An 11,489-nucleotide genomic window follows, 5' to 3' on the forward strand; every position below is an offset into this window, starting at 1 on the left:
CCCTTTTTTTAGTGGCTTTTAAGCTGTTTTTCTTTCTCTTATTTGTTACTGATTTGCCTGTTTTTTCGTATCTTTTGTTACTGATTCGTTGCTGCAAGGAACAAATCTTGTTGTTAGCAACAAATTTTCAATAACAGGGGGAGATTATGTTACATACTGATACGTACTGATACATTATCTCCCCCCATCAAAGAAACGTTATGAGTAGTAACATTCGATTACCTAAGATTTGTCAACACTGTGGTCAGGAATTTATTGCCAAGACCACTGTCACCAAATACTGTGGTGATAACTGTGCTAAACGAGCGTACAAGAAACGCATTTAAACGATTGTGATTATCCTTTATCAAGACCCCTCTTTAACCTCCCAGCGGTTCTACGATCATATACATACCAACTACCCCTCTCTTTTATACTCATAGTCAACATACTTAACTCCTTTGGCATGCTGGTATACTTTTTTTACCTCTGAGGTTAGTGGTTTGGGGTATTTACACCAAAATCTGTCCCTTAAGATTTGAGGAAATTCAAACTGTTTATGATTTCAACTCTCAATGAAATAAACCCGCATATCTCATTAAAGGGATTTGTAATAATATCCACTTGTAGGTTTAACCCAAGGGCTTTGAAGATAATGTAGTCACATCAAAAAGTGGTTTTAGAATATTCTAAAACCACTTTTTGATTGATTTGTTATGGTGAATAGTAATCCTCTATAAAGGGATCGACTCTCCATCATTTGGTATGATCACTTTTTCAATAAAGCCTTTTTCTTCGACAAACTCTCGGAGTTCCTGTCGATGAAGTATACAGTGATTTAGCGCTTCCATATGCACTGCAATGATGGTAGCTTCAGGAAGTAAATTATGAATTTTTAGAATGTCCTCTTTTCCCATGATAATAGCACCGAAGCGATCCTCTTCCAAACTCGCATACCCCGCGTTTACAACCACTACATCGGGTTGCCAGCTTTTTAAGTTATTCTCTACTTCATCTATCCAGATGGTATCTCCTAAAAAATAAATTGATTTTTCATTCGGAGCATTAAAGTAGAACCCAGAGGCTTTGCCCAATACTTCGGCTAGTTGGGGAATGGAATAAACAGTGTCCGTACCGTGTTGGCAATAGGTCTTTGTGAATTTCAAGCCCTCAAATTCATTTTCTGTAGCCATGACAGTTACATGGGTAAACCCTACGGCTTCAATGGCACTGGCATCCTCTTCGTTTTGGGCATATACCTTTAAATCTTTGGGTAGCTTTTCTCTGGCCACTTGGTCCCAGTGATCAATGTGCAGGTGGGAGACCAATACGGCATCGACCTCAAATAACTGCTCGGGTTGTACAGGCATATCCACCAGTGGGTTACTTAGGTGGGAGTGCCTAGTTCCCGGGAAGCCAGGGTATCTCCCTTTTTCGGCAAACATTGGGTCTACCAGGAATTTCTTGCCGGCATAGTTTAACACCAACGTTGCATTTCTAATAAAATGAATACTGGATTGCATAATTTTCTTGTTTTAGATGAACTATGCAAAGTTGATTCATGGGTGATAGGCTGTGGGTACCCGTTTTTTCTCAATTACTACCATTTTGATAATCGGCTAAAAACTCTGAAGAGGTCATGCCTGTTTGATTTTTGAAAAAGCGCATTAAGTGATTGGGTTCCGAATAGCCAAATTCGTAGGCGATTTCGCTAATGGTTTTTTCAGAATAAATCAGTTCATTTTTAATCTCGGTAAGTAGACGTTGTTTTAGAAGTTCCGTGGCTGTCAGGTTAAATTGTTTTTTTACTGCTTTATTTAATGTGATACGGCTGATACCAAGTAATTCACAATATTCGTGAATACGCTGTTTTTCTTTAATGTGCAACTCCATTAATTTTTTAAATGCATATGCATGATTGGTGGTATCAATCTGAAAAGGCAAACGATGTGCTTTGGCATATTCCCTGTTAAGACGTTGCAACAAATAATAAATCAGAGAGCGGATAATATGTGCACTATCCAAATGAGGAGTAACAAGTTCGGATTTGATTTCTTGTAGAATATTACAGATGCTTTGAATTTGGCCGGTATTTGATTGGAGAAAGGTGGAGTTGTCGTATTGATAAAAATAGAGCAGGCGAGAAGTGAATAATTTGTCGGTGAAGAATTCATTCAGGAAATCTTCTTGAAAAATTAGAATAGTAAAATCTAATTGAGCGTAGTCTACGTTCCACCTTTTATGTTGAAAAGGAGAAATAAACAATATAGTGTTATCTTGTACCTTGATTGTTTTATGACCGATTAAAATATGTCCATTCCCCTTCCTAAAAATCAAAATTTCAAAATAATCAGCATTGTGAACTTTAGGCAATAGATATTTATAGGCTAATTGGGATCCATCTATTACATTGATTAAAAAATCAACACCGCATTCCGTTTTATTGAATTTTATAGTTTTCAATGTTCAAATTTTGTAAATTGTTAGCTTCTCTCAATGTTTGGACTGTTCCAGATAAAATATCTTTTATCTTTTTAACAAGATGGTCTTCAAGATTTTTTCGACTTGCAGCTTCCCAATTTTGATATACAGCGCTTTCTCATTGTCATCTTGCTGTTACTCTTATTGTCAGCTTTCTCCCCTCTTTCTTGAAAACGCTTGAAGCGCCAAAAGGTGTTAGTACCCAACTAATTTTCTTGCTTTCTGAAGATAGTCCCTCCCTCAATTCTCTCCAAATTCCTTTAAATTTTATGACATCGCAGGAACTGCTCCGTTCAAAGCATTCATTTGACCTTATTTACAGGCCAATGGCTTTTTTGACTTCCTCATCCTTCAGGCCGGTGTAGGCACAGAATTCAGAAACAGCCACCAACTGATGGGGTTCTTTGTGAAAGTAATCCCTCATTTGATGCAAAAGCTTCCGGGTGGTCTTTTCACTTTTCTGGGTGATCAACTGTACATCTTTGGGATAAATACATAAGCGTTTGCGATGCATGATGTATTGGGGTTCGGTTTTCCAAATAAAGATAAAAACCTTCCCTAAGGAAAACCCGGTCATTTCCTACTTTTCCACCCAAGCCGGAACCGGTAGCTTTTTTCTTTTCCTTTCTTCCGGTATGCTTGTAACAAAAAAGCAATCTTCCATGATCGTTATCGCCCTATTTCTGATAGTTGCCGGAGGAATCGTTCTTACCTATTCCCGGCTTTTTACCCGAAAAAAATGGCTGGGAGGGGCAAGCATCCAGCCTTGCTTTCCCGGAACATGTGTTGACAGAAGCCGACCGGGTTTTGCTCCGAGAAAATACGGTTTCGAAAAACAAACCGGAACCGGTATCCAAAGCCATCGGGGAGACGCTTTATTCAAACCTTCAGTAACAGGATTATTTACCGACTACATGATAGAAAAACCATGAAAACTACCTTTTTCCAAAAAAAATGCCTGCAAAGACCTGTTTACCTTGTGCCTTTTACTGCTTTCTCAAGCTGTGCGAGCCCAAGGCTCTGCCGGGGCCTTGAAGAATATCGGCACCTGGGTGAGCACTTTGGGCAATGCCGTGTTTGCCATCGTGGTGGTCATCGGCCTGGTGCGTACCGTAACCAAATTTATCAAGGGAGAGCCGGATGCCATTGGAGCGCTGTTTCAACTCATCATCGCTTGTGGCCTTTGGGGCGGTTTCCAACTGGTGGAAGACGATATTGCCAAACTGGTAGGAGGGAAGGGGGCGATGAAAACGTATTTGTCTTTGGAGAAAAAATCCCGGGTGTTAGGTCTTCCAGTCAACGACTGGATACTACTGGGATGTTTGGTCGTAGGCTTGACCTGGTGAGTGGAAATATCAACTATGTATTTTATCAAAAAGGCGCGAATAATCAAGATTTGTTAATCCACCACTATAAATACGATTCCGATAATCGCATCAAAACGGTAGAAACATCTATTGACGGTTGGGTATGGAATCAGGAAGCGAAGTATCATTACTATCAGCACGGGCCCTTGGCGCGAACCGGAATCGGTCATTATGCCATTCAGGGACAAGACTATTTTTATACCTTACAAGGCTGGCTAAAAGGAATGAACTTGCCGGGACAGGAACCTTTTACCGACCCGGGTAGAGACGGAGCTGCCTCCTCACCTTTTGAATCGGTCAACCGAGACGAAATGGCCTTTACCTTAGGGTATTATGAGGGCGATTACCGCCCTATTGGCACCGAAGTGGATATAGCTTTGGTGGACGAGGAGCTCTGGCACCGCAATACTCTGGATAATACTCCGGCATATATACTATACGATGGCAGTGAACCGCTGCCACAGCTTACCGAAGCCCGGGAATATATCCGTGCAGAAGGAAATACCACCGTACAAGACGGGCAAACGGTGACCTTCAAAGCCGGAGGATATATTGACTTAAATCCCGGCTTTACGGTGGATCCCGGTGGGGATTTCGAAACCTTACTGGAAGATTCACCAAAACGGGGATATGGCTCTGAACTCTACAATGGCAATATTGCCTGGATGGTAACGGATGTGGCGGAGTTGGGAAGAAGAGCCAACGACCCGCAAAAGGGCATGCAAACCATGTTGTACAATTACGACCAGCTCAACCGGATTACCAAAGCCCGGGGGCTGACCAGCTACCAGGCCGGAAACGGATGGGAACAAAGAAGCATGTTTGATCAAAAGCCTTTCGATGCGGATTACAGTTATGATCCTAATGGTAACCTGTTGAATCTCAACAGAAGAAATGAGCTTGGAGAATTAAAGGAGGAGCTGAGTTACCATTATGAAGCGGATATGAACCGTTTGTTGCATGTAAACAATACCTCGATACATGCCGGCAAAGGAGGAATAGCCAACCAGAATGCAGGGAATTATACCTATGATGAAGTTGGTAACCTGATTCAAGACCAATCCGAGAACATCCGGTCCATTGAATGGAATATATCCGGTAAGGTGACCAAAGTGTTAAAAGAAAACGGAGGCATGACCGAGTACCGTTATGATGCGGCCGGTAACCGGATCTATAAAGCCGTAACAGTTGGAGGAGAAATAAAAAGCACACACTATGTGCGGGATGCCTCCGGGAATACCATGGCAGTATATGAGAATTCCCAATTAAAAGAACAGGGCATTTTTGGCTCTTCAAGAGTAGGACTTTATCGTGGAGAGGTGGAAAAAGGCAAGCGAATACTGGGGCGAAAGCAATACGAGTTGAGTAACCACTTAGGCAATGTACTGGCGGTAGTCACAGATAACAAAAAAGCCTTGGATACCGATGCAAACGGCACAGCCGACCAGTACCTCTCCAAAGTGGTAAGTGCCACCGATTACTATCCTTTTGGATCCGATATGCCAAGCCGGAACTACTCGGATGAGAACTACCGCTATGGGTTCAACGGGAAGGAAAACGACAAGGACTTCGGCAACCAGCACCTGATCCAGGATTACGGTTTCCGCCTGTACAACCCGGAGATTGGGAAGTTTTTGTCAGTGGATCCGCTTACCAAGTCTTTTCCTATGTTGACTCCATATCAGTTTGCTTCGAATACTCCGATAATGGCGATCGATTTGGACGGGTTGGAAGCATCCTTAGCTATTGGAGGAGGGACCTGGGCTTCTCCACCAACAACTGTAATTAATGGAAATACAACTACAATTACAGGCTTTATTTCTCCTACAAGGTCACCTAGAATAAAAACGGAAATAAAACTTGCGAATAGTTATACTTTGAATCAAATAATAAATAATCCATTTGGGGATGGAGCAACTTTTGAAGTGATTGGCGTTAATCCTGCGCCTCCATATACCTACATTAGAGATAAAACAGGGAAAGAATTTCCAATTAGTGCGAATGAAGGTTATTTTAGACCAAATGTTAATGATAGTCAAATGTTACGAAACGCATATAATAATGGGGAATTGTCAGGATTTGATATTTTATCTAAAGGTCAGATTGACACTAGAGTACTTGGTGCTTATAGAGAATATGTTATAATTGGAGAGCGTTTGCCGAAGGTTAAACGTATAGTTGATATACAAACATTCAGTTCTGGTCAATTAAATTTTAATGTTGGAAGTACAGAGGTAAATGATCCTGTGAGAATCCAAGAAATTGTAAATCAACTTCAAAGTGATCTCTCAAGAGAATTAGAAGTTATAGGATCTGCAGGGATGGCACTTTCTAATGGCACTGTAGTAAATGATAATAATGCAATAAAAAGTGGGAATCAAACTTGGGGAGAGTTTAAACAGGCTAGAGCTAACAGTGTCATAAATGCAATATTAGCAATTGACCCTAGTTTAGCACCAAGATTAAAAACTAGTATTACTTCTGGTGGAAGTAAAGGTATGAGTGAGGTTAGTACCAAGTTTAGAACTACTACTAACAACATTGAAAATAAAGTAGATGGAACTTGGAGTGCGCCTAGTAATTAATAAAAATAATAATAATGAGAAAAAAATATTTAGTTACTGGATTCTGCATTTTGTTTATAATGAACGTTTATGGGCAAGAGTATTTATTTCCTGTTAAAAGGAACGATAAATGGGGGTATATAAATTCAATGGGCAAAATAGTTATAAATTTTGAATTTGATGAGAGTTACGAATTTTCTGAAGGTCTAGCAGTAATAAAAGCTAACAATAAGTATGGCTTTATTAACAAAAAGGGAAAAATGATAATTGCCCCTCAGTTCGACTTCATAAACAGTTTTTCAGAAGGGTTAGCAGCTGTTAAACTTGATAATAAATGGGGGTTTATAGATAAACATGGAAAAATAAAAATTCCTCTAAAGCTGGATGAATGTAGTGATTTCCATAATAGTCTTGCCAAAGTGAAGTATAAGGGCTATTGGAATTATATTACAAATGATGGAAAGTTTTTATTGAAAGAAAAATATGACTTTGTTGGAGCCTTTTCAGAAGGACTTGCTAGTGTTTGTCAAAACAACTTATATGGTTATATTAATCGAAAGGGAAATTTAATGATACCTTTGTTATATGAATATGCAGCAACTTTTTCAGAAGGACTTGCTAGTGTTCGTCAAAACAATTTATATGGTTATATAAATATAAATGGAAAAGTTGTAATTCCTCCTAATTATCAAGAAGCTGAAAATTTCCAAAATGGAATAGCCATAGTTAAATTAGATACAAGTTGGGTTTCAAAAGTTCGTCATTTAATGATTGATTCATTAGGGAATGTTTTAAAAGAGTTTGACTATGAATCAGTGTATACAAGTCGTTGGCTAGGAAATAAGACTGTTTTTATTGTAACTAAACATAATAAGAAAGGTGTTATCAATCGAAAAGGTGAGAGCTTAATTGAGATGGTTTATGACGCAATTAATGTTAGTGAGGACAGTGATTTGGTTTTGGTTAGGAAAAATGAAAAGTTTGGATTTGTTAATAAAAAAGGAGGAGTGGTCATAGAACCAAAGTTTGAATTTTGTAGAAATTTTAAAAATGGACTTGCTGCTATTTATGAAAATTGGTTGCCTTTTGATATTTTCAATATAGGTAGTGTTGTTAAGAAAGGGTATATTAATAAAAAAGGTACCATCATATGGGTTCCAACTAATTAATTTGAGTACACCAAATAGAAGCTGTAATAGTTATGACTTACACTGACAGTTAGGATTAACTTTAAGAGTTGAAATTAAAGTATAACCCTAAAACTGTCAAACTACAAAGACCTACAAGTAAGCGAGCAACCCGTGTACGGCAGCAGCCGGGTAGGGCTATTTAGACGCTCTATCCAACCGGAAGGACAAGCAGAAGAGAGCCAACCCCAGGCCGGAGAGCTGGCTTTGGGTCACCGTCAGTACGAATGTAAAAACTCTTCAAGGTTTCTTAATAAAATGCTGTTTAGTTTTAAGCACAGGCTTGGTTTTTCAAACCTTAAAGAGTTGAAATCGGCAATTTGATAGAAGGCATCGACTGGACGGTGTACGGCAAGGTGGCCAAGGTGGTGAAGGGGGAGGACTTTACTGAATACCGCTACGATGCCTCGGGCAATGTAATGGCGATTTATAAAGACCAGCAAGTAAGCGAGCAACCGGTCTACGGCAGCAGCCGGGTAGGGCTGTTCAAACGCTCCGTCCAACCGGAAGGACAAGCAGAAGAGAGCCAACCCCAGGCCGGAGAGCTGGCCCTGGGCCATCGCCAGTACGAGTTAAGCAACCACCTTGGGGCAGACGCCTAGTCAAATGTCTTGGCGACTATCACCGACCGGGTGAAATACAAAGACAACAGCCGGGCCTCCGAAGTGTTAAGTGCTTCCGACTATTTTCCTTTTGGCAAACAAATGGCCGGGCGGAACTACTCGGATGAGAACTACCGTTATGGCTTTAACGGCAAGGAAGACGACAGGGACTTCGGCAACCAGCACCTGATCCAGGATTACGGTTTCCGCTTGTACAACCCGGAGATTGGGAAGTTTTTGTCGGTGGATCCGTTGGCTAGTTCTTATCCCATGTTGACACCTTACCAGTTTGCTTCGAATATGCCAGTTTCAGCAATAGATTTAGATGGTCTTGAGGCATATCTTGTTGATCATACGAATAGTGGGCCAGTTAGAGCAAGGTTAAGCTTAGTTTCTTCAGAAGGCCCCAAACTTTTAATTATAGAAGATGGCAAAGAACAAACTGTTTATCATTTTGGTTTGGCTCCTTATGAAAAGTATACAGGGTATATTGAAAGTTGGACATTAATTCGTGATGGAAGCTTACAACCCAAGAGTGGATCAAGAAGACAAAGTTGGTCACCTTGGATTCCTAAACAAGCCAAGCCAGATTATGACAGTTTTAAAGCAAGAACTCTTGGACCAAAATTGAACCAATTTAATATTAATATGCCAAGCTTGTTTTTGAATAAAATTAAAAAGAGTGTACCTTCATTAAGGTCAGGAGATATTAATCTCAGATACACTGGAGGTACATCTACTTGGAGTAATGAATATCAGCAAAAAGATCTTGATATATTGGCTGAAAAAATATTAAATACATCAGGGATAAAAAAAATAAAATTTGAGATTATAATGCCTTATAATAAAGATTCAGGGATAGACCCTAATGCTATTATTGATTTAGACAATAAACTTTATGATTTAGGACAAAACTTGATTAAAGAGCTACAACAAAGAGGAGTGAATGTTACTATGGAAGTTGATACGAAGGTAAAAGGATATTCTGAGGATGAAATGTCAAGTCAAAATACAGGGCCTAAAGTCGAAGTGATTAAATAAATACCATCTAAAAAATAGATTTAATGATGAAGTTTAAAATAACCTTTAAATTGGTTTCTTTTATAATATTTATTGTAGTTACAATTGACACTTCTTGTAAAGCTCAACAAACTGAAATTAGTTATCATATCATAGACTTAACTTTATCGGAGAATAAACCATTTTATGAAAGGGAAAGCAATTTGATAGATGAGATTGTTAATGGTGTTAAACATAGATTTTTATTTCCCTATTCAGATTTTGAGTTGCAAGAGGAAATACCACCTAAAGAATTTGCATCAATCATGGACAAAGTTGGTGCTATAACTATTACCAAACTACAAATTAAAAAAGAAATAAAGACTGATGTTAAAGGTAATATCTTAAATAAGATCTATACTAGTGAAACCTTTCAGAATGATTATAAGTATGAAAGCCCTCCAATTATTGTGGCAGTTGCTTTACTTGATAAGAATGGAGTTATAGTTGCCATTTTTCCATACACCGATTTGGCAGCCAATCTGTTTATTGGTAATCCCCATTGTACATTTAATATACAAAAGGGATTAAATTTTTTTGATGCATTTGAGCAGAATCTTTATTATTCTACAGTCCTTGAAAAATAGTTCAGGATATATTCCTATTAATTATTTTTATTGTACGGTCTCTACGGCAGCAGCCGGGTAGGGTTGTTCAAACGCTCCATCCAACCGGAAGGGCAGCCGGCAGCCAGCCAACCCCAGGCCGGAGAGCTGACCCTGGGCCATCGCCAGTACGAACTGAGCAACCACCTTGGGGCAGACGCCTAGTCAAATGTTTTAGCCACGATCACCGACCGGGTGAAAAACAAGGGCAACCGCCGGGCCTCCGAAGTGTTAAGTGCCTCGGACTATTTCCAACTAGCCGTCCGCGACTGGCCGTCCGCCATTCGGCAAGCAAATGGCCGGTCGGAACTACTCGGATGAGAACTACCGTTTTGGATTCCAGGGACAAGAGGTAGACAATGATATTGTGGATGGAGCCGTATCTTATAAATACCGAATTCATGATCCGAAGATTGGTAGGTTCTTTTCTGTTGACCCATTAGCAGCAAAGTACCCACATAACTCGCCTTATGCTTTTAGTGAAAATAGAGTAATTGATGGGGTAGAATTAGAAGGGCTGGAAGTTTTTCTACTAACTGGAGGCATACAAGCAGGCCCAATTGTTCAAGAACAAAAAAATTGGGGTTATTTAATAGCTCCTGACGGGGTTTTCCATTATGGCGATTGGGCTATTGGAATAGAGACTGATATCAGTGTATCACTATCTATTTCTGCTATTTATTTTCCTACTATGACGCATTCCGATGATGCAACAGGTTCAGGTTGGAGTTTTGGAGGAGCGGTTGGTTTTCAAAAAATTCTATCAGGAGGAATAAGTAAAGTCTATTCTGGAGATTTTATACATGAAGGGATTGCAACTTCTGCGGGCTTTGGTTTGGGGCTTAGTCCTATACCTTTTTCAGCAAATGGGTTTTATGCATATGGAAAGAAAAAAGAATTGACTTCTCAAAAAGAAATAGCTTTGTCATATCACCATGTTCGTACATTATTTCACAAGCATTTAACTTCTTATGTTGATTTAGTTAAATTAAAAGCTAATTATGATGCTGCAATAAAGGAAGAAGAAGGAATGCTAATGAAAGCTTATAATTTATATAGAAAAAGTGGTTATAAAGGGCAGAAAGAGCTAGAAGTTTTTAATTTGAAGTTTGATTTATATGAAAAATTAAAAAATGAACGGGAAAAAGTTCAACGAGAAAGTGAAAAAAGAAAAGAATTGATAGATATCATGTACAAAGCATTAATAAACATTTCTGATAAAGTTGAATCTGTAACTAATGGTAGTTGATGATAAACATGAAATATGACTTTATTACTTTGAGTTCCAAAGAGTATATATTAAATACTCTAACATTGTTGCCTTTTAAGTTAAAAGTCAAAAATAACTCTATAACATTGATTCCTGACTTTTTATTATTTGAATCAACGTGGACACCATTTAGACCATTGATTTTACTTTCATTAGATGAAAAAAAGTCAAGTATTCACCTTTCGCTTAAAAGTCAGATGTCTTTTTTTGAAAAAATGACACATTTTTTTGCAAATTTATTTTCAGTAGCCGTTTTTTTCTGAAATAGAGTCAGGGTTTTAGGCGGCTTTTTTCAGGGAGTCGCATAGGATTTTTCTCAGTAAGGCTACTACTGTTGTTTTAGAGTTCCACGAAGTAAGAGAGTCTGCGGTAAGT

General features: G+C 38.9%; 11 protein-coding genes and 1 pseudogene. 9 read left to right on the forward strand and 3 right to left on the reverse strand.

Going from position 1 to position 11,489, the window contains the following annotated elements; translation table 11 throughout:
• Positions 1-713 precede the first annotated feature (713 nt).
• The 3 genes from AAG747_RS18820 to AAG747_RS18830 all read right to left on the reverse strand — a co-directional run bounded on the left by AAG747_RS18820 (position 714) and on the right by AAG747_RS18830 (position 2,974).
• Positions 714-1,502, reverse strand: coding sequence for an MBL fold metallo-hydrolase (locus AAG747_RS18820; protein ID WP_346822764.1), 789 nt, complete (start codon positions 1,500-1,502; stop codon positions 714-716).
• A gap of 70 nt (positions 1,503-1,572) precedes the next feature.
• The gene (locus tag AAG747_RS18825) at positions 1,573-2,442 is read right to left on the reverse strand and encodes a helix-turn-helix domain-containing protein (RefSeq protein WP_346822765.1); all 870 of its coding nucleotides are present in this window, start codon (positions 2,440-2,442) and stop codon (positions 1,573-1,575) included.
• 334 nt (positions 2,443-2,776) lie between these two features.
• Positions 2,777-2,974: a hypothetical protein gene (locus tag AAG747_RS18830; protein ID WP_346822766.1), complete on the reverse strand. Its 198-nt coding sequence runs from the start codon at positions 2,972-2,974 to the stop codon at positions 2,777-2,779.
• Between the two features lie 176 nt (positions 2,975-3,150).
• On the opposite strand from AAG747_RS18830, the gene AAG747_RS18835 reads away from it, so the two are divergent.
• The 9 genes and pseudogenes from AAG747_RS18835 to AAG747_RS18875 form a co-directional block, all read left to right on the forward strand.
• Positions 3,151-3,354 (forward strand): hypothetical protein, encoded by a 204-nt coding sequence (locus AAG747_RS18835; protein ID WP_346822767.1) that lies wholly within the window; start codon positions 3,151-3,153, stop codon positions 3,352-3,354.
• A gap of 83 nt (positions 3,355-3,437) precedes the next feature.
• Positions 3,438-3,806, forward strand: coding sequence for a hypothetical protein (locus tag AAG747_RS18840; protein ID WP_346822768.1), 369 nt, complete (start codon positions 3,438-3,440; stop codon positions 3,804-3,806).
• A complete protein-coding gene (locus AAG747_RS18845) occupies positions 3,779-6,412 on the forward strand; it encodes an RHS repeat domain-containing protein (protein WP_346822769.1) in 2,634 nt (877 codons plus the stop codon). Before AAG747_RS18840 ends, AAG747_RS18845 begins: the two co-directional genes overlap by 28 nt.
• Positions 6,413-6,426: 14 nt before the next feature.
• Positions 6,427-7,560, forward strand: a complete 1,134-nt coding sequence (locus tag AAG747_RS18850) for a WG repeat-containing protein (protein ID WP_346822770.1) — start codon at positions 6,427-6,429, stop codon at positions 7,558-7,560.
• Between the two features lie 132 nt (positions 7,561-7,692).
• The gene (locus AAG747_RS18855) at positions 7,693-7,902 is read left to right on the forward strand and encodes a hypothetical protein (protein ID WP_346822771.1); all 210 of its coding nucleotides are present in this window, start codon (positions 7,693-7,695) and stop codon (positions 7,900-7,902) included.
• Positions 7,903-7,922: 20 nt separating this feature from the next.
• Complete coding sequence (locus tag AAG747_RS18860) at positions 7,923-8,180, forward strand: hypothetical protein (protein WP_346822772.1); 258 nt, start codon at positions 7,923-7,925, stop codon at positions 8,178-8,180.
• A 9-nt stretch (positions 8,181-8,189) separates the two neighbouring features.
• Positions 8,190-9,221 (forward strand): RHS repeat domain-containing protein, encoded by a 1,032-nt coding sequence (locus AAG747_RS18865; protein ID WP_346822773.1) that lies wholly within the window; start codon positions 8,190-8,192, stop codon positions 9,219-9,221.
• 23 nt (positions 9,222-9,244) lie between these two features.
• Complete coding sequence (locus tag AAG747_RS18870; RefSeq protein WP_346822774.1) at positions 9,245-9,826, forward strand: hypothetical protein; 582 nt, start codon at positions 9,245-9,247, stop codon at positions 9,824-9,826.
• A 310-nt stretch (positions 9,827-10,136) separates the two neighbouring features.
• Positions 10,137-11,093, forward strand: a pseudogene (locus AAG747_RS18875) (RHS repeat domain-containing protein); the annotation flags it as partial.
• Positions 11,094-11,489: the final 396 nt, after the last annotated feature.

It is taken from the genome of Rapidithrix thailandica, from assembly GCF_039710355.1.
In the GTDB taxonomy this organism is placed as follows: Bacteria; Bacteroidota; Bacteroidia; order Cytophagales; family Flammeovirgaceae; genus Rapidithrix; species Rapidithrix thailandica.

What these genes read in the sequence shown, in the direction of transcription:
- AAG747_RS18820 (WP_346822764.1), bottom strand. Translation starts at nt 1,502, where the DNA reads ATGCAATCCAGTATTCATTTTATTAGAAATGCAACGTTGGTGTTAAAC.
- AAG747_RS18830 (WP_346822766.1), bottom strand. Translation starts at nt 2,974, where the DNA reads ATGCATCGCAAACGCTTATGTATTTATCCCAAAGATGTACAGTTGATC.
- AAG747_RS18845 (WP_346822769.1), top strand. Translation starts at nt 3,779, where the DNA reads ATGTTTGGTCGTAGGCTTGACCTGGTGAGTGGAAATATCAACTATGTA.
- AAG747_RS18850 (WP_346822770.1), top strand. Translation starts at nt 6,427, where the DNA reads ATGAGAAAAAAATATTTAGTTACTGGATTCTGCATTTTGTTTATAATG.
- AAG747_RS18870 (WP_346822774.1), top strand. Translation starts at nt 9,245, where the DNA reads ATGATGAAGTTTAAAATAACCTTTAAATTGGTTTCTTTTATAATATTT.